Annotated in this window: 15 protein-coding genes and 4 tRNA genes; 13 read left to right on the top strand and 6 right to left on the bottom strand. The window is 41.5% G+C overall.

Features of this window, described 5'->3' with window-relative positions; genetic code table 11:
• The first annotated feature begins 56 nt into the window (after positions 1–56).
• From F946_RS10905 to F946_RS10895, 3 genes are all read left to right on the top strand, one after another.
• Complete coding sequence (locus tag F946_RS10905; protein WP_004982216.1) at positions 57–722, top strand: hypothetical protein; 666 nt, start codon at positions 57–59, stop codon at positions 720–722.
• Between the two features lie 2 nt (positions 723–724).
• Complete coding sequence (locus F946_RS10900; protein ID WP_004982213.1) at positions 725–1,693, top strand: 2-hydroxyacid dehydrogenase; 969 nt, start codon at positions 725–727, stop codon at positions 1,691–1,693.
• A gap of 84 nt (positions 1,694–1,777) precedes the next feature.
• Positions 1,778–3,217 carry a M48 family metalloprotease gene (locus F946_RS10895; RefSeq protein WP_004982212.1) on the top strand — a complete coding sequence of 480 codons (1,440 nt, stop codon included), beginning with the start codon at positions 1,778–1,780 and terminating at the stop codon, positions 3,215–3,217.
• A 169-nt stretch (positions 3,218–3,386) separates the two neighbouring features.
• On the opposite strand, the gene F946_RS10890 is transcribed toward F946_RS10895, so the two are convergent.
• Complete coding sequence (locus tag F946_RS10890; protein ID WP_004982206.1) at positions 3,387–3,833, bottom strand: GatB/YqeY domain-containing protein; 447 nt, start codon at positions 3,831–3,833, stop codon at positions 3,387–3,389.
• Positions 3,834–3,866: 33 nt separating this feature from the next.
• Positions 3,867–4,082, bottom strand: coding sequence for a 30S ribosomal protein S21 (rpsU, locus tag F946_RS10885; protein ID WP_001136722.1), 216 nt, complete (start codon positions 4,080–4,082; stop codon positions 3,867–3,869).
• 145 nt (positions 4,083–4,227) lie between these two features.
• Between rpsU and tsaD the strand changes: the two genes are divergently transcribed.
• Together tsaD and F946_RS10875 are read left to right on the top strand one after the other, a co-directional pair.
• Positions 4,228–5,244, top strand: coding sequence for a tRNA (adenosine(37)-N6)-threonylcarbamoyltransferase complex transferase subunit TsaD (tsaD, locus tag F946_RS10880; RefSeq protein WP_004982201.1), 1,017 nt, complete (start codon positions 4,228–4,230; stop codon positions 5,242–5,244).
• A 573-nt stretch (positions 5,245–5,817) separates the two neighbouring features.
• Positions 5,818–6,492, top strand: coding sequence for an isochorismatase family protein (locus F946_RS10875; protein WP_004982199.1), 675 nt, complete (start codon positions 5,818–5,820; stop codon positions 6,490–6,492).
• A 161-nt stretch (positions 6,493–6,653) separates the two neighbouring features.
• On the opposite strand, the gene F946_RS10870 is transcribed toward F946_RS10875, so the two are convergent.
• Entirely contained in the window at positions 6,654–7,526 is an 873-nt protein-coding gene (locus tag F946_RS10870) for an ATP-binding protein (protein WP_004982197.1), read from the bottom strand.
• A gap of 204 nt (positions 7,527–7,730) precedes the next feature.
• Between F946_RS10870 and F946_RS10865 the strand changes: the two genes are divergently transcribed.
• From F946_RS10865 to F946_RS10840, 6 genes are all read left to right on the top strand, one after another.
• Positions 7,731–9,242, top strand: coding sequence for a DUF3336 domain-containing protein (locus tag F946_RS10865; protein ID WP_004982195.1), 1,512 nt, complete (start codon positions 7,731–7,733; stop codon positions 9,240–9,242).
• Positions 9,217–10,041: a serine/threonine protein kinase gene (locus F946_RS10860; protein ID WP_004982193.1), complete on the top strand. Its 825-nt coding sequence runs from the start codon at positions 9,217–9,219 to the stop codon at positions 10,039–10,041. The genes F946_RS10865 and F946_RS10860 overlap by 26 nt, the downstream gene beginning before the upstream one ends.
• 107 nt (positions 10,042–10,148) lie before the next feature.
• Positions 10,149–10,233, top strand: a tRNA-Leu gene (locus tag F946_RS10855).
• Between the two features lie 35 nt (positions 10,234–10,268).
• Positions 10,269–10,342, top strand: a tRNA-Trp gene (locus tag F946_RS10850).
• A 33-nt stretch (positions 10,343–10,375) separates the two neighbouring features.
• Positions 10,376–10,460 (top strand) — tRNA-Leu (locus F946_RS10845).
• A gap of 189 nt (positions 10,461–10,649) precedes the next feature.
• Positions 10,650–10,734: transfer RNA gene (locus F946_RS10840), tRNA-Leu, on the top strand.
• Positions 10,735–10,864: 130 nt separating this feature from the next.
• On the opposite strand, the gene F946_RS10835 is transcribed toward F946_RS10840, so the two are convergent.
• The 3 genes from F946_RS10835 to ahpC form a co-directional block, all read right to left on the bottom strand.
• Entirely contained in the window at positions 10,865–11,068 is a 204-nt protein-coding gene (locus F946_RS10835) for a hypothetical protein (RefSeq protein WP_004696295.1), read from the bottom strand.
• Positions 11,069–11,553: 485 nt separating this feature from the next.
• Positions 11,554–12,285, bottom strand: a complete 732-nt coding sequence (gene gloB / locus F946_RS10830; protein ID WP_004982191.1) for a hydroxyacylglutathione hydrolase — start codon at positions 12,283–12,285, stop codon at positions 11,554–11,556.
• Positions 12,286–12,489: 204 nt separating this feature from the next.
• On the bottom strand, positions 12,490–13,053 hold the full coding sequence (gene ahpC, locus F946_RS10825; protein ID WP_004982189.1) for an alkyl hydroperoxide reductase subunit C: 564 nt from the start codon (positions 13,051–13,053) through the stop codon (positions 12,490–12,492).
• A gap of 344 nt (positions 13,054–13,397) precedes the next feature.
• On the opposite strand from ahpC, the gene hrpA reads away from it, so the two are divergent.
• Both hrpA and F946_RS10815 read left to right on the top strand, forming a co-directional pair.
• Positions 13,398–17,315, top strand: a complete 3,918-nt coding sequence (hrpA, locus tag F946_RS10820) for an ATP-dependent RNA helicase HrpA (RefSeq protein WP_035326964.1) — start codon at positions 13,398–13,400, stop codon at positions 17,313–17,315.
• Between the two features lie 30 nt (positions 17,316–17,345).
• Complete coding sequence (locus F946_RS10815; RefSeq protein ID WP_004696303.1) at positions 17,346–18,458, top strand: beta-ketoacyl-ACP synthase III; 1,113 nt, start codon at positions 17,346–17,348, stop codon at positions 18,456–18,458.
• The last annotated feature ends 4 nt before the right edge of the window (positions 18,459–18,462 follow it).

Below are 18,462 nucleotides of genomic sequence, written 5' to 3'. Positions count from 1 at the left end.
GCATCTCTAGGCATTTCTCGATAGAATATGCACTGAATGAAGTGTGAAGGTAAAAGATGATCGGGCATCAGCGTGAGGTTTTGGCGAGTTTAGGAATTGATTTGTGGGTTCCTGATTTTTTGCCGTCTCAACAAAATGTAGCCACATCGATTTGGCGAGATCAAAGCGCGACTGAGATTATTTCTGAAAGTGTGCGACCTCAATCTCAGCCCAAAGCCAAAAGCATTCCTGAACATCCACTTGTACAGAATAAGCGTCCACATCCAGCGCCTCCTGCTGAAATTGCAACGCAGCCGATTGAACAAGAAGTTGTTACAGCATTAAAAGAAGAAATTGTCCGAGAGGCCATCCATGTTGAGGCTTTTCAGTTGCAAGCTGTTTCCTTGGAGCACTGCGCCTTGGTCATTGAAGCGACACAATTGAGCGTGGAGCAGCAACAGCTGTGGCAAAATATTGTGCAAGCCTTACCTGCGCAAAAGTATGCGCTGAATTGGCCTTTTCCTTTGTTGAATTTCCAAGATGGGCGCGGCGTTCAGAGTTATATTCAAGGTTTCATTGATGGTGTAAGTCAGGGTAAAACTGTTATTGCATTGGGCTTTATACCAAATGCTAATAGTATAAAAGTCACACAATCAGCAAGCTTACAAGAAATGCTTGATCAGCCATTACTTAAAAAAGCCCTGTGGCACATGATGCGAGCAAAACAACAAAATATGGAATAGGTATGAAGCAGAAAGTCGTTGTTTTTAGTCAAATAGATGCAGAAGTATTACAGTGCTTAGAGCAGCGTTATCACGTGGTGGTCATCAACCCGAAAGCAGGTGATGTAAATACGCAAATCCGTGAGCAAGTTGCGGATGCGGATGCCATGATTGGTGCAGGGCGTTTACTGAATCAAAACAACCTAAAAACTGCGAAACAGCTCAAAATTATATCTAGTGTTAGTGTTGGCTATGACAATTATGATCTGAACTACTTAAACCAAGCAAAAATTTGGCTCAGCCACACCCCTCATGTGCTAACTGAAACCACTGCCGATTTGGCCTTTACGTTGTTGATGAGTGCGGCGCGTCAAGTGCCTTATTTGGATCAATGGACCAAAACAGGTCAGTGGTCGCGTACTGTCGGGCAGGCACAATTTGGTCAGGAAATTTTTGGTCAAACATTGGGTATTATTGGCTTAGGAAATATTGGTGCGGCAATTGCGCGACGTGGTTTTCATGGTTTTAATATGAATATTTTGTATCACGGGCGCCGAGAAAAATTAGAATTGGCTCAGCCATTAAATGCACGTTTTTGCGAATTAGATGAGCTGTTGGAGCAATCGGACTTCATTGTTGTGGCGGTTGATCTAAACGCGAATACGCAGCATTTGATTGATGCAGAAGCATTTAAGAAAATGCAATCTCATGCCGTCTTTGTAAATATTTCGCGTGGTGCCGTAGTAGATGAGCAGGCACTCATTCAGGCCTTGGAACAAAAGCAAATTTTTGCAGCTGGGTTGGATGTTTATGAAAAAGAACCCTTGCAAGATTCAGCACTGTTCCAGCTGCATAATGTGGTAACGCTGCCGCATATTGGTTCTGCAACGTCTGTAACACGTAAAAAAATGTCAGAGTTGGCTTACCAAAACTTGGTGAAAGCATTGGAAGGTGGTCAACCTCAATATGTGGTGAATCCTGAATTTAGATAAAGAATTGATAACACTTCATTGCATTTTCATTCAATTATCAATGTTATAGTCATTCGATTCCTTTAAATAAAGTCGGGGTGAGGGTTGAAGCGTTTTCTGTGTGCGTGCAGTTTAAGTCTTATTTCGACTGTTGGTTTTGCAGAAGGTCAATTTCTTACGAATGCTCCACAGTTTAATGTGCCTGAGATTGGTTCAGGTATAGGTTTTATTGATCAATATAATGAGCGCTATATTGGTGAAAAAGTTTATCGTGAAGTGCAGCGTCAGCTACCTGTTACGCAAAATCCGTGGCTAGAAGATCAACTGATGAATGCTTTTTCAAGCATTTTGAGTCAAACCCAACTTGGTCAACCGATTGGTCTGGTGGTCATTAATGACCCGCAAATTAATGCCTTTGCAGTTCCGGGTGGATTGTTTGCATTAAACGCTGGTTTGATTACCAATGCCAATAATATGGATGAAGTTGCCGGCGTAATGGCGCACGAAATTGCGCACGTCACACAGCGCCACTACAGTCGTTCGCAAGAGGCGTTTAAGGGGCAGGGATTACTCGCGCTGGCAGGGATTTTGGTTGGTGCTTTGGTTGCATCTCAAGCCGATGGTGATGTCGGTTCAGCGGTCATGGTTGGTACGCAAGCCGCACTCATGGACAAGCAGCTGTCTTATAGTCGTAACCAAGAGCGTGAAGCTGACCGTATAGGGATGCAGTACATGTATAGCGCTGGTTATAATCCACAAAGTATGGCTGATTTTTTTGAAGTGATGCACCGTGCAACCAGTCGAGTGAGTTTTTTACCTGACTTTTGGTTCACACACCCACTCACGACTGAGCGAATGAGTGAAGCGAGACTTAGAGCGAATCAGTTGCCTAAAGTGAAATCTACTTGGCGTGATGAAGACTTTGAAATCTTGAAGCTGTATACCGCGGTGATCTCGAATCAGGCGACAGAACAGCAACTACAGATGTTGGTGAGTCGTAACAGCTATGCAGCACAACTGGCTTTGGCCAGTTTTTACCTTAAACAAGGTGACTATAAGCTTGCTCAACAAGTGTTAGATCAGGCCAAGTCGCATCAGAAATTACATAATCTACAAATCTTGATTCAAACTGATATTTTACTTGGACAAAATCGGGTGAATGAAGCTCTTACCGTGATCCAATCACCTGCGAGCATCATGCCTGAAAATCGGGCTTTAAATTATAAATTGGCTGAAGTTTATATACGTCAGAATCGACCTGAGCTTGCGCAGCCTGTACTCAATCGGTTTTTGAAAAATAATCCGCGTGATGTGAATGCGTGGAGAATGATGCAGCAAGCAGCGAGTTTAGATAAAAAGTCACCAATGCGTACCATTAATGTTTTGCGCTACCGGGCTGAAGTGCAGTTTTGGTCGGGCTTTGAAGAAGAGGCGATTAAATCTTTATTGCATGCTCAACGTTTAGCGAAAGATAATGGATCAATGTCAGCGACCATTAAAACGCGTTTAACCCAAATGCAAAAGGATCGACAATTTAGAGCTTAGAAAAGTGGTATTGCAAATAGAGGGGTAAAACAGAGATAAATCAGGAGTTGTTTTAAAGCTGAGAATGAATAGATAAAATAAAAAGAATAATAATAATTTTTATATAAAGTAGAACTTTGAACTGCCTTTTTAAGGTCAGTTCAACGTAATCGATTTAAAGATTTTTAAATTAAGCCAGTTTTGCTTTAATTTTTGCTGAAACTTGAGAAGGATCGGCGCGCCCGGCTATGAGCGGACGCAGAGAATTCATCACCTTACCCATATCTTTCATGCTAGTAGCTTCTTGCGCTGCAATCGTTTGCGCAATCATGGAATCAAGTTCTTCCTCAGTCATAGCTTCTGGTAGAAATTGAGATAAAACCTCAAGTTCGGCTTGTTCCTTACTAGCTAAATCTTCTCGACCAGCGCCTTCAAAGGCTTTGATCGATTCTTTACGTTGTTTAATTTGTTTTTCAATGACCGCAAGAACTTGAGCGTCGTCAAGTTCTTTGCGCTCATCGACTTCGATTTGCTTAATTGCCGCCTGTAGACCACGAATTACCGTTAACTTATCCATTTCTTTAGCACGCATAGTGGCTTTCAAAACTTCAGTTATTTGGCTTTTTAAAGTAGTCATTATTTAGTCCAGGCAGTCAATCACAAATTAATCTTAGTAAAGGCGAGTAGTACGTACTGATTCACGCGCCAATTTCTTTTGGTAGCGTTTAACAGCAGCAGCTTTTTTGCGCTTACGTTCTTGAGTTGGTTTCTCGTAGAATTCGCGCTTACGAACGTCAGCTAAAACGCCCGCTTTTTCGCATGAACGTTTGAAACGACGGATAGCTACGTCTACTGGTTCGCCTTCTTTCAATTTAACTTGTGGCATGAAGAATCCTCATTAAGTTATGGATAAGATCTGGGCGACATTGCCCTGATCACAAGTGAAGGTCAGTATTTTACTCATTTACATCTCATACCACAAGTCTATAATGGTTCACGCAATAGATTTGATACAGGTTATAGGCAGTTTAATGATCGTTTTAGGCTTAGAAACATCTTGTGATGAAACAGGACTTGCCCTTTATGACAGCGAGTCGGGTTTACGTGGGCAAGTGCTGTACAGCCAAATTAAACTGCATGCAGAGTATGGTGGTGTGGTACCAGAGTTGGCATCGCGTGACCATGTGCGTAAGCTGATTCCATTGATGAATCAACTGCTTGAAGAAAGTGGTGTAAAAAAATCTGAAATTGATGCCGTGGCATATACGCGTGGCCCAGGTTTGATGGGCGCGCTGATGACAGGTGCGCTGTTTGGTCGAACTTTGGCCTTTGCTTTAAATAAACCTGCAATTGGTGTGCATCATATGGAAGGGCATATGTTGGCACCACTTTTATCGGAAACACCGCCAGAATTTCCTTTTGTAGCACTTTTGGTCTCAGGTGGACATTCTCAACTGATGGCTGCCTATGGTATTGGGCAGTATGAATTGTTGGGGGAGTCGATTGATGATGCTGCAGGTGAGGCCTTTGATAAGGTTGCGAAAATGATGGGATTACCGTATCCAGGTGGCCCAAATATTTCAAAACTGGCTGAGCAAGGTGATCCGAATGCCTTTGCTTTCCCACGTCCAATGCTGCATCAAGGTTTGGAGTTTTCATTTAGTGGTTTAAAAACAGCCGTATCTGTGCAAATGAAAAAATTAGGTGACGAAAACCGTGATGCGGATATTGCAGCGAGTTTCCAAGAAGCCATCGTAGATACCTTGGTTAAAAAATCTGTGAAAGCGTTGAAGCAAACAGGTTTAAAACGCTTAGTGATCGCAGGTGGGGTGAGTGCCAATGAACGTTTACGTGAACGTTTGGAAGCAGATTTAACCAAGATTCGTGCTCAGGTTTACTATGCTGAACCTGCACTTTGTACGGACAATGGCGCTATGATTGCTTTTGCTGGTTATCAGCGCTTAAAAGCAGGGCAGCAAGATGGTTTGGCTGTGACGACTACACCACGTTGGCCAATGACGGAACTGACCAATCCAACTGAAGTTTAAGACTGTTATTTGATCAGTCTAAAGCCCGACTAACTAAATGTTGGGCTTTTTTATCTCTTGGTTTTGGGCTATGGTCATTGAAGTCTTTGTTAAGGGATTATTTAAAATAATCTGTTTAGACTTAAAAATATTTTGGCTTACTTAAATGTAGCTTAGCACCAAGTTAAAAGTATTTACCCATAGGGTTATCCATAGAAAATGTGGATAAGTATAGAATGTGTAATTTTAGATGACCCATGATGCTGAAACTACAAAAACCTATAAATTAAATTGAAAGTCTATTTTTTATCTTATTTTAAATACATGATTAATATATTAATTTTAATAATATTTGTAAGATTTTATGAGTTTTCATGAATAGGTATAAAACCATAAATTACGATTACAAGTCTTAACATGATTTAGCTTTCTGAGTGCATAATTATTTATTAGTTCATATGAAAGACAGATATAGATTTTATAAAGAATAGATCTTTGGTTGTATAAATTTTAATTATATAACGGTCTGTCTTAGGAACTTTCATGGCAACAATGGAAGTACACAATTAAAAGAAAAGTTTAGAGGTGTTACTTATGGCAGCTACTAATGGAATGTTAGACCCTGATGATTCGATAATTTTGCTGATTGATCATCAAAGTGGACTCTTTAATACCGTACGTGATTTACCTGTACCCGACTTACGAAATTATGTGATTGCAATTGCAATTGCAAAAGCGGCGACGCTATTAAATATACCGGTCATCACCACGGCTTCTGTACCAGACGGACCGAATGGCCCTTTAATCCCTGAAATTCACCACTTTGCCCCTCACGCAGTTTATGTACCACGTACTGGACAAATTAATACTTGGGACAATCCCTTATTTGTGGATGAAATTAAAAAAACAGGAAGAAAGACTTTAATTATTGCTGGAACACTAACCAGCGTATGCATGACATTCCCAGCTGTCAGTGCACGTAAAGAAGGCTATAACGTCTATTGTGTTGTCGATGCCTCAGGGAATTGGAACAAAATGGCAACGGATACATCAATTGCTCGTGTCACCCAAGCAGGTGCGATTCCAACCGATACCTTTGCGATTGTGGCTGAGTTAATGCGCACTTGGAACCGTCCAGAAGGCTCGCGTTTTGCTGAAATTATTTCGGAACACATTTGCCCAGAATATAAATGCTTGATGGAAAGTTATGCAAAAGCACAAGCTGTGGTCAAAGATGGGCCAGAAACAAACTTGGATAAATATCAATAATCAGACCAAACCTATTTTAACTGAAATTCATCCCTAATTTTTAAAGAAACAACCCAAATTCTGATGCGGAATTTGGGTTGTTTCTTTAATTAGGTTGAACTATTAAATATAAAAATAATTAAACTAAAATAGATACTTAAGCGCCGATCAGTGTTTTTATCCTAAAGTTGCTTTAATTGTTGTGAACCGACCCAGTGTTTAGAAAATTGATAGGCTGCACGTCCAGAGCGTTGTCCACGCGCTTGACACCAACGAAGAGCTTCGGCTCGTACCATATCGTCCATGACGATTTGAGCTTTTGCTAAGTAGTGATGAACGATGTCCAAATATAAGTTTTGATCCATTGGATAAAAAGACAGCCATAATCCAAAACGATCGGAGAGTGAAATTTTTTCTTCAATGGCTTCTTGTGGATGTAGTTCAGTGTACTGCGGTACGTCGACTCGAGTCACAGGCATGTTTTCATGCATAAACTCTGGCAGTAAATGACGACGGTTACTGGTGGCATAAATAATAAAATTACTTGAACCTGACTGCAAAGACCCATCCAGCACACTTTTTAAACTGCGATAATTTTCATCTTCGGCGTTAAAAGCCAAGTCATCACAATATACAATAAACTTTTCAGGACGCTCTGCGATCAGCTTTTGAATTTCAGGCAGTTCGGATAAATCATCACGTTCAATTTCAATCAGCCTTAAGCCTTGCTCTGCGTATTCCGTTAATAAAGCACGCACAATAGAGGACTTGCCTGTCCCGCGAGAGCCTGTAAGCAGGACGTCATTGGCAGGTAAACCATTGAGAAATTGTTCTGTATTTTGCAGTACTTTTTCTTTTTGACGCTCAATGCCTTTTAAATCATTTAATTCGATTCGTTTGAGCTGATGAATGGCTTTTAACTCGCCATTTTCCCATTTAAAGGCAATCGCTGAAAAATCAGGTGCTTGTTTAACTTCTGGTAGGCTTTGCTGTAGTTGTTGGAGTACAGTCGATAGTGCTTCTAAGATATTGTTCGGTAGGTCAATGGTCGCCATGATTAATCAGCTTATAATTACACTTGTCGTCGATCTTAACATCCGATCTAGCCGCATCAAACCCTTAACGTGGTGCAGATTTGCCAATTTTAGGGTTGAAATGGCAATTGTAATGCTCACATAATTTGCACATAGTCAGTTAGACTGACGGTTGAACGTGTCAGTGAAATTTTAGGAAAACAAAAAAAGTGGGTGAGGATGAATATGTTGTTTAAAGATTTCACACGGGAAATCAACCCGCACCAAGCCTATCGAATCAAAAAACTGAAAAACCAATTGGCTCAGGCAGACAACTATACTGAGTGGAAAAGCATTGCGCTTAGAATTGATGAAGAGTCAGGGGCGCAAGAGTGGAAGTATGACAACTGTTCACCTTATTTCGATGCAGAAGTGATTACCCATCGTTTAGGGTTGTTGAAACGTTATCGCCAACAAAAGCGTACGACCGATTTGATGTACCTGCTACGTGAAGGTTTGAGTTACGACATTGCCAATATTGCTCACCCCATGTTGTTTACTGCAACCTATGTCGGCACCAAAAAAATTATTGAAGACTATATTGAAGAAGTTAGTCGAGGTTTAGCATTTGTAGCATCTACGGATTGCCAGTGTTTAGATAAACAGCAAAAAATTGAATTTTTTCAGCACTGCCAAAAAGCCTTTGGGCAACCGGCCATGATGTTTTCAGGTGGTGCAACATTAGGGTTGTTTCATACAGGTGTGTGTAAAGCTTTGCTTGAGCAAGACTTGATGCCGAAAGTGCTGTCTGGTTCAAGTGCAGGTGCCATTATGACAGCGATGCTGGGGCGAGCGACTCCTACAGAAATGCTGAGCATCTTAAATGGTGAAAACTTTTTCACCGATGCCTTTCAGTTTCGTGGTTTTCGTGAAGTCTTAAAGGGCAATGGCGGCTTAGCGGATGTAAAACATCTAAAAAACTTTTTAATTGCAAATTTGGGTGACGTTACCTTTGAAGAGGCATTTAAGCAGTCAGGCTTATATAACAATGTCGCGGTTGCGCCTTATGATGCCTCACAAAATCCGCGCATTATGAATACCTTTACTTCACCTGACTTATTGGTGTGGAGTGCGGTGCTCGCGTCTTGTGCAGTGCCGATTCTATTTCCACCAGTCAAGCTCACCAGTAAGCGACATGATGGCTTATATACTCCCTATATGTCTTCCACACGCTGGGTCGATGGCAGCGTGCGTAGCGATTTCCCTCAGGAAAAAATGGCGCGTTTATACAATTTAAACTACACCATTGCCAGTCAAGTGAACCCGCATGTGGTGCCATTTATGCAGTCAGATGAAGCGCGTTTTCGTAAAGATATGTTGAGCTGGCCTGAACGGATTGTACGCAGACAAGGCAAAGTGATTAGTAAAGGGGTGATGGACTTTGCCCGTGAGCGTGTGGGAATGATTCCACCGATCCGCCGTTTACTGGATCATGGTTATGGCGTGGTCGATCAGCGTTATTATGGCGATGTAAACATTGTGGGGAAATATGGCCTGCGCCATTATAGCTATATGCTGCAAAATCCAAGACCACACTTATTTAAACTCTTACAACGTGAAGGCGAACGTGCAACTTGGCCAAAAATCTCAATGATTGAAACACATGCTCGTGTTGGGAAAACTATACAACATTGTTTAGAGGTCTTAACTGCATTGGATACGGCAGAGATGAATGAATCCGAATTCTTGGCAGTTTGATCGTCAAGAATTAAATACTCTCGCGATGTCGCTTCATACCCCGACTCAGCGTTTGGGTTGGGGGCGCAGGCTTTATCGCTTTGAAGTTGCAGAGCAGGGGTATTGGTTAAAGTATCAGTCACTATCAGAGCATGCGGCGCTAATTAACGGCTTTGACGCTGAACTTAGTTTTTATCAACATGCACTTGCGATGCTGCAACTGCCGAAGTTCTTGCCTGAAGTGCAAATCTTTGAAAATTTTGAGTTTCACTCAGAGCAGGTGAAAGCCGCACTCATCTTAAAAGATGTCCCATCATTAGTTATGGCGAATCCCCTTCAGTTGAGTCGAGATCATGTCATTCATATCATCTTTAAAATGCTGAATGCAGTTGAAGAATTACATCAGATGGGGTGGATTCATGCTGACTTAAAACCTTCACATTTTTTGTTAGATGGCTCTACATGTAAGTTAATTGATTTTGAGCAGAGCCAAAGAATTGGTGAAACTGCGCGTCAAAAGGGTCTAACAGCGACACCGCGCTATATGGCACCTGAGTTATTTCATGGTGAAGCAAAGACCGTACAAACAGACTTGTATGCACTTGGGATCATTCTACTTGAGTGGTTGACTGATCAACGTTTGCAGGCAGCAAGCTACCAAGACTGGGCGTATTTACACTGTCAGTCTTTGAAGATAGCACTTCCAGAACCTTTTCAGGGTTTTAGTCCACTTTTACAGGGACTTTTAGCTAAGCAAAAAAGCCAAAGATGGCAAAATACCATGGCTGCAAAACGATGCTTAATGACTGAAATTGAATGAGAAAAAGCCAAGTATAAAGTTTTTGTTTCTTATTTAATCAAATGAGTGTGTTTTTCTTAAAAATTGCTTGTCATGCGAAAATGATCCCTATAGTATACACAGCCATTGGGGACGTGGCGAAATTGGTAGACGCACTGGATTTAGGTTCCAGCGCCGCAAGGTGTGAGAGTTCGAGTCTCTCCGTCCCCACCATAAATCATTTGAATTAAGATGGTTTATAAGGCAATAGAGGATTGGTGTAATGGTAGCATGACGGTCTCCAAAACCGTTCGTCAAGGTTCGAGTCCTTGATCCTCTGCCAACTTAAAGTCTAACGCAAAGTTAGCACCCTGATGGGGACGTGGCGAAATTGGTAGACGCACTGGATTTAGGTTCCAGCGCCGCAAGGTGTGAGAGTTCGAGTCTCTCCGTCCCCACCATCAGTAATGAAGCAAGGTATAAAGCCTTGCTTTTTTATTGCCTAAAATTTAGTGAAGAACTGAATAGCCTTTTTATATAGATAGAGCATAAAAATAGATTCAACTGCCGATTTTATGACAGAAAAGCGGGTGATTGCTTATAAAAGCGCTTGTCATATAGTGTCTATCGCTATAATATACACAGCCATTGGGGACGTGGCGAAATTGGTAGACGCACTGGATTTAGGTTCCAGCGCCGCAAGGTGTGAGAGTTCGAGTCTCTCCGTCCCCACCATCAGTAATGAAGCAAGGTATAAAGCCTTGCTTTTTTATTGCCTAAAATTTAACAGATGATTCATATATAAAAAAAGCCCCTTTAAGGGGCTAAATTTTGATTCATCACGCGAAGTAAGTATGGAGCAATTTTAGGCTTTCAAATGGTCTTCGAATTCTTCACCGAGCTGCATGGCCAAGTTATTGCCCGCTAGGTCGCAAGTCACCAGTCCATATTCTTTTTTAAAGCTAAAAGTAAAGCCACGGTTGTCTGCTAAGGTTTTAACTGAATAACCTAATTTCTCTAGCCAAATACGAAAGGCGATGAGGTTTTTTGCTTTCACTACTTTTTTCACGAGGATATTCCTTTTTCACTGATAAATTATTAATAGGGATATTTCACGCTTTTTTAAAGGGGATTTTTTTATATATTTTTGTTTTTGTCTCTTTTTAAAGCAATCTAAACTAAGGCGAAATCGTATAGAAAGCATAAATGAGAGTATTTCATTGTTTAAAATAATTTTATCATGATGAAAAATAAGAATATTTTGAGATGAGTCTCAATACTTTAGAATTATGTGCGTTCGTTGTAGAGAAATATTTTGTCGTAAATAGAAATGTAATGATTTTTTTCAAAGGCTGGGTACTTTGAGACAGTAATGCCATTCAGTCTTGCTCGTGATCATTTGATTCTGGCATCGTGTGGCTTGAAACTGCATTGGTTGAAATTTTGAGAGCTCAAAGGTTAAGGGTAGAAGCCCCAACTGATCGTTTTAACTCAATTGAAGCATACATAATAGGAGACTGCGTTAGTCAGCAGTCTCTAGAAGGGGGAGACCAATTAAAATTGATCCTTCAGATCACGTAGTCTTTTAAACTCTTCCACATTTTCTGTACGTAAAAAAGGATTGGTTTCAAGTTCGATTTCAATACTGCTAGGCAGGGTACATTGGCCCAAATAGCGCATGGTTTCGACACGGTCTAAACGCTCTTGAATAGCGATATTGTCTGGTTCGACTTGGTTGGCAAATTTCGCGTTAGAGAGCGTGTATTCGTGCGTACAATAGACTTTTGTTTCGGCAGGCAAAGCCGCTAAACGATTGAGCGAATGGTACATCTGCTCATGTGTACCCTCAAACACTCGCCCACAGCCCATAGCAAACAGGGTGTCACCGCAAAATAAAGTCTGAATAGATTCAATAAAGTACACAATATGGCCCAGTGTGTGGCCAGGAACTGCTAAAACGTCGACATGTAAATCATGAAATGAGAAATAGTCATCATCCATCAATGCATGGGTGATGAATGGAATTTTAGATAATTCCTCACGTGGTCCATACACAGGAATATTTTGACTCGCAATCAGGTCAGCGACACCACCAATATGGTCTTTATGCCAATGAGTCAGCCAAATTTGAGCAATGCTTAAGCCATGTTCAGTGCAATAGTTTTCAACTAATCCTGCTTCAGTAGGGTCAACCACCACGACTTGCTTTGATGAGGTGTGTTCCAGTAGCCAAATATAGTTTTGGAGTTGGTTTTTCACATCAATCATATGAACTTGATAAGTCATTTTTCTTCTTCAAAGAGCTGCATATATTCACTCTACTGTAGCGGGTACAAGCACTGAATTCCAGTCATGAATCATTTACAGCGCATAGAGGACAGGCATTTATTGTTCTGTATTTTTCTCTTTCTTGTCATATTGTACTGTTATCTTGGACATAAAAAACCACGCTAAAAAGCGTGGTTTTTTATGTGTTCAATCTAATTTAGATTAGATTTTACCTACTAGGTCGATTGAAGGAGCAAGAGTTGCTTCGCCTTCTTTCCATTTAGCTGGGCAAACTTCACCTGGGTGAGCGTGAACGTATTGAGCTGCTTTAACTTTACGAAGTAATTCTTGAGCATCACGACCAATACCACCAGCGTTGATTTCAACGATCTGGATTTTACCTTCTGGATCGATTACGAAAGTACCACGGTCAGCAAGACCAGCAGCTTCGATTAGAACGTCGAAATTTTTAGATAGAGTCCAAGTTGGGTCGCCGATTAATGGGTATTGGATTTTACCAATAACTTCAGAAGTGTCGTGCCAAGCTTTGTGAGTGAAGTGAGTGTCAGTAGAAACACCGTAGATTTCCACGCCTAATTTTTGGAATTCAGCGTAGTTGTCAGCAAGGTCACCAAGTTCAGTTGGGCAAACGAAAGTGAAGTCAGCAGGGTAGAAGAATACTACAGACCATTTGCCTTTAAGATCTGCTTCAGTTACGTCAACAAATTGACCGTTGTGATATGCAGTAGCTGCGAATGGTTTTACTTCAGTATTAATCAAGCTCATCATTGTCTCCATGATTGGGGTTTGTATTTAATGTTGAATAGGGTATCGAAATTTTTGTTATTGCTGAAACAGTATTTTTACATTACAAGAATCGGAAAAACCGAATCTTACTCCAGACTATTTCAGCGAATGTGATCATTCTGTTCATTTAGCATGATAAATATGATGACTAAATGACAAAATCATCTATTCCGCAACTCGTCTACAGACATGATGTCCCTAGGCTTAAAATTCAAGGGGATTTTTGAAAAAAAGTTAAAATTAAAAAATTATGCTGTACTTTCGCTTCGTTGTATTACCACGTAAACTAAGCGATTGATGTTTTTGATGTGGGTATTTTTTCTGTGCAGCGTCCTTTAAATATAGAGCAATTGGTGATGGTCAAAGACCGTCATCGTTTAAACCGACTCAAAAAAGGAAAAGATGCCAACGAAAAGCAATATCAAGCATTATTTGAACAGTCGCATTTAAAAGTTCTAGAGCGTATTGAACGCATTCCGAATATTAAACTGAATCAAGACCTGCCTGTTACGCAGTATGCAGATAAGTTAATTGATGCCATTCAAGAGCACCAAGTGATTATCGTTGCAGGGGAGACGGGTTCGGGTAAAACCACACAGCTACCGCAAATTGCGATGTTGGCGGGTCGTGGTTTAACCGGTCTGATTGGTCACACACAGCCACGTCGTTTGGCTGCACGTAGTGTGTCCCAGCGTATTGCGGAAGAAGTTGGTGAGAAACTTGGCGAGTCGATTTCTTTTAAAGTTCGTTTTAATGAACAAGGGTCGCAGGATTCGATCATTCGCTTGATGACGGATGGTATTTTGCTGGCAGAGTTGGCCAATGACCGTTATCTCAATAAATACGACACCATTATTATTGATGAAGCACATGAGCGTTCGCTCAATATCGACTTTATCATGGGTTATCTCAAACAGCTCTTGCCCCGCCGTAAAGATTTAAAAGTCATCATCACTTCGGCAACTTTAGATGTAAACCGTTTTAGTCAGTACTTTAACAATGCACCTATTTTTGAAGTAGAAGGTCGTAGTTTTCCAGTCGAACTACGCTATCGCCCTGTCTCTGAAATGAGCATTGTTGGTAGTGATGATGATGAGTTTGATGACTTTGAAGAAAACCTACCTCGCGCTGTCGTGCAAGCCGTAGAGGAGTGTTTTCGGGATGCACAAGAAAAAGGCCATCCTGAATATGCCGATACTTTAATTTTTGCCAGTACCGAACAAGAGATTCGTGAATTACAAGAAACTTTGCAAAAGCATGGGCCGCGACATACAGAAATTTTACCTTTATATGCACGCTTGGCCTTGGCTGAACAACAAAAAATATTCAATCCATCGGGTGGCGGGCGACGCATTATTATCGCCACCAACGTTGCAGAAACAGCGCTGACTGTACCCAATATTCGTTATGTGATTGACAGTGGTTTTGCGCGTATTTCTCGCTATAACTATCGTTCACGTGTACAGCGTTTACCGATTGAAGCAGTTTCTCAGGCCGCAGCAAATCAGCGAAAAGGTCGTTGTGGTCGTATTGCTCCAGGTGTATGTATTCGTTTGTATTCTGAGGAAGACTTTCAAAGCCGCCCTGAGTTTACCGAACCTGAAATTAAGCGAACAAACTTAGCTTCAGTGATTTTGCAGATGCAAAGTTTAGGGCTGGGTGCTTTAGAAGATTTTGATTTTATTGAGCCGCCAGATCATCGTTTAGTCAACGATGGTCGTAAGTTGTTGGTTGAACTTGGGGCAATGTCTGATAAGAATCCGCCAAAAGTTACAGATGAAAAGCAATCCGTAACATCTTCTTCTGTGGGTAAAGGAGGCATACAAGGTGGATTAACCAAAATTGGTCAACAAATGGCCAAAATGCCAATTGATCCACGTTTGGCCCGTATGATTTTGGGTGGGGCACATTTTGGTGTGTTGAATGAAGTCTTGGTGATCGTTGCTGCCTTGGCCGTACAAGACCCACGTGAACGCCCTGCGGATAAACAAATGCAGGCAGATCAAAAACATGCATTGTTCCGTGAAGCCGATTCTGACTTTTTATTTTATATCAAACTTTGGGAAGCACTGGTTGCCAACCGTGACATGAGTGAAAACAAACGTCGTACTTTTGCGCGTAATCACTTTTTAAGTTGGTTGCGTCTACGTGAATGGAAGAAAACTCATGAGCAATTGGTCGATTTAGCAAAAGGCTTAAAGCTGTCTTTTAATGAGAAAAAAGCCAGTTATGAAAATTTACACCGTGCACTTTTAACAGGTCTATTGTCTTTTATTGCCAATAAAACCGATGAACGCAATGTGTTTATGGCGGTGCGTCAGCAAAAGGCTCGCATTTTTCCGGCATCTACCTTACATAAGACCAATACGCCTTGGGTCATGGCTTTTGAGATGGTAGAAACCTCACAGGTCTACATTCGGACACTAGCAAAAATTGAACCTGAGTGGATTTTGCTTGCAGCAGGTGATTTGCTGAAGCACCACTATTTTGAGCCGCACTGGTCGAAAAAAGCAGGTGTGGTCAATGCCTATGATCAGATTTCATTGTTTGGCTTAATTATTGAGCCGAAACGTCAGATCAATTATGAAAAAGTCGACCATGTTGCAGCACATGAAATTTTCCTTCGAGATGCACTGACGACAGGGCATTTGGGCATTACGCCACCATTTTTAAAACACAACCTGCTTAAACTTGAAGAAGTAGAGCGGGTCGAGGATAAGCTACGCCGCCGTGATTTGGTGGTGGATGAAGAGACTATTTACCAGTTTTATGCGGCTAAAGTTCCTGAAGAGGTGGCAAGCCGTCGTAGTTTTGAAGACTGGCGCGCAACGGTTGAGCCGCAAAACCCACGTTATTTGTTTATCGATGATGATGCACTGTGGATGAACGACCGTCCAACCACGCAGCAGTTTCCCGATTTTTTACGCAATGGCGAACTGCGCCTTGCGGCCAGTTACCGTTTTGATCCAAGCCATGACGAAGATGGTGCAACAGTGAAAATTCCGTTGCAAGCCTTGCCTCAGGTGGATGAAAACTTGTGGTCGTGGGGCATTCCCGGCTGGCGTCAGGATTTAATGGAAGCCTTACTCAAAGCATTACCTAAAGATAAACGTCGTCACTTGGTGCCTATCCCTGATACGGCTGCAAAGCTAATGGCGAAAGTAGATGCGATGCATTTGCAGCAGCATATTTTTAGTTTTTTAGCCTTCCAGCTACGTGGTGAACAAATCACTGAAAAAGACTTTAGCTTTGATCGGGTTGAACAATATTTATTGCCGCTGATTAAAGTCATTGATGACAAAGGCCGTGTGATTGAACAAGGTCGTGACTTGTCTGAGTTAAAAGCGCGTTGCCGAACAGAAACTCATAGTCCAGTCAAACAGCTCAAAGGGGAGTTCCAAGCTTTTCCTGAAAATTTTGTGTTTGAAGCATCACAAAAAGTGACCGGCGTGGTGGTGAAGCAGTATCAAGCTTTAGTCCCGACCAAGGCATTTGCAGCACTGGAACAAAAGGATGAGTCTGGTGTCGTGATTCAGACTTTTAATGATCAAGCTGAGGCGATTAAACAGCACCGCGAGGGTGTACTTCGTTTGGTGCATATACAACTGGGGGATTTGGTCCGTCAGTTGAAAAAGCAAATTTCCAAACCGTTGGCATTGGCGTATTCACCTTTGGGCGATAAGGCGCAGCTGGAGCAAATGTTAGTTTATGCCACACTACAAATGTCGATTAATGAACTGCCTGTTAATGCGCAAGAGTTTGAAAACTTAGTTGCAAATGTCAAAAAAACTTTTCTGACCCATGGGCAAAAAGCACTGGCAGATGTGACAGAGATCTATATTCAATGGCAGGATATACGTCGAAAGTTGTTGGTCTTAGATGATGCAGTGTTTGGGAAAAATATTGATGATGTTGAAGATCAGCTAGATTTGATGTGCTTATCAAACTTTGTTTATGTGAAATCTTCCGACATCTGGCTTGAATTTCCTCGATATTTGAAAGCATTGGTCTTGCGTTTGGAGCGCCTGCCCAATAACCTACAGAGGGATAATTCTGCCATTGATCAAGTTGACCCGTGGATGGAAAAATTATTTAAGTTTAAAAATGACACTCGCCTTAAAGAATTGTATTTCATGGTTGAGGAGTTTCGGATTTCTTTATTCTCTCAACCGATGAAGACAAAGATGCCCATTTCTCCGACTCGCTTGCAAAAAGTATGGGAAAAACTTGGAATCAGTTAAGATATAGGTAATTTAAAGAAGGAGTTTTACATGGGCATCCGCATTACAGGTACGGGTCTTTATCATCCCGAAGACATCATTACCAATGAAGAGTTAGTTGAAAGTTTAAATGCTTATGTGGAACAGTATAACCTAGACAATGCTGACAAAATTGCTTCGGGCGAGTTGGAAGCCCGTCGTGGGTCAAGCGCAGAGTTTATTGAAAAAGCATCTGGTGTAAAACGTCGTTATGTGGTTGAGAAAACAGGGATCTTAGATCCGAAGCGTTTACGTCCATTGTTACATGAACGTTCAAATGATGAACTCTCGATTCAAGCCGAATGGGGCGTGATCGCTGCAAAACAAGCGATGGAAAATGCAGGCGTGACTGCAGAAGATATCGATGTGGTAATTTTATCGTGTTCTAATTTACAGCGTGCTTATCCTGCTGTTGCAATTGAAATCCAAACAGCATTGGGTATTCAAGGCTATGCCTACGACATGAACGTGGCATGTTCAGCCGCAACCTTTGGCATTAAACAAGCGTATGATGCGATTAAAGCGGGTGGACGCCGTGTATTATTGGTGAATGTAGAAATCACCTCTGGTCATACCGACTACCGTTCACGTGATTGCCACTTTATCTTTGGTGATGTTGCAACGGCTTCAATCATTGAAGAAACCGACAGCAAAACTGGTTTTGAAATTGAAGACATTAACTTATTCACCCAGTTTTCAAACAACATCCGCAATAACTTTGGTTTCCTAAACTTAAGTGAAGTCGATGCAGACATTGAAAATAATCGTTTCGCTCAAGACGGTCGTAAAGTGTTCAAAGAAGTTTGTCCACTGGTTGCCAAAATGATTACAGCGCAACTTGAGAAAAACAACATTGCACCGACTGATGTGAAGCGTTTTTGGTTACACCAAGCCAATGCCAGCATGAATGAGCTGATTTTGAAATTGGTCGTAGGCAAAGAAAATGCTCAGCCTGATTTAGTGCCGATCATTTTAGATGAATTTGCAAATACCTCTTCAGCAGGTGTCATCATTGCGTTGCATCGCACAGCAGACCAAGTCAATGACGGTGAATACGGTGTCTTGTGTTCATTCGGCGCGGGTTACTCTGTTGGTGCTGTGCTTGTGAAAAAACACGTCGCATAAGCCC

The organism is Acinetobacter johnsonii ANC 3681, assembly GCF_000368805.1.
Lineage (GTDB): Bacteria > Pseudomonadota > Gammaproteobacteria > Pseudomonadales > Moraxellaceae > Acinetobacter > Acinetobacter johnsonii.
The sequence above is the reverse complement of the archived record's forward strand: the minus strand, read 5'-3'. Positions and strand labels throughout refer to the sequence as shown.

Coding starts and splice junctions, on each gene's coding strand:
- F946_RS10905 (WP_004982216.1), top strand. CDS start 57: ATGATCGGGCATCAGCGTGAGGTTTTGGCGAGTTTAGGAATTGATTTG.
- ahpC (WP_004982189.1), bottom strand. CDS start 13,053: ATGAGCTTGATTAATACTGAAGTAAAACCATTCGCAGCTACTGCATAT.
- F946_RS10875 (WP_004982199.1), top strand. CDS start 5,818: ATGGCAGCTACTAATGGAATGTTAGACCCTGATGATTCGATAATTTTG.
- F946_RS10900 (WP_004982213.1), top strand. CDS start 725: ATGAAGCAGAAAGTCGTTGTTTTTAGTCAAATAGATGCAGAAGTATTA.
- F946_RS10865 (WP_004982195.1), top strand. CDS start 7,731: ATGTTGTTTAAAGATTTCACACGGGAAATCAACCCGCACCAAGCCTAT.
- F946_RS10890 (WP_004982206.1), bottom strand. CDS start 3,833: ATGACTACTTTAAAAAGCCAAATAACTGAAGTTTTGAAAGCCACTATG.
- F946_RS10860 (WP_004982193.1), top strand. CDS start 9,217: ATGAATCCGAATTCTTGGCAGTTTGATCGTCAAGAATTAAATACTCTC.
- F946_RS10815 (WP_004696303.1), top strand. CDS start 17,346: ATGGGCATCCGCATTACAGGTACGGGTCTTTATCATCCCGAAGACATC.
- F946_RS10870 (WP_004982197.1), bottom strand. CDS start 7,526: ATGGCGACCATTGACCTACCGAACAATATCTTAGAAGCACTATCGACT.
- gloB (WP_004982191.1), bottom strand. CDS start 12,285: ATGACTTATCAAGTTCATATGATTGATGTGAAAAACCAACTCCAAAAC.
- rpsU (WP_001136722.1), bottom strand. CDS start 4,082: ATGCCACAAGTTAAATTGAAAGAAGGCGAACCAGTAGACGTAGCTATC.
- tsaD (WP_004982201.1), top strand. CDS start 4,228: ATGATCGTTTTAGGCTTAGAAACATCTTGTGATGAAACAGGACTTGCC.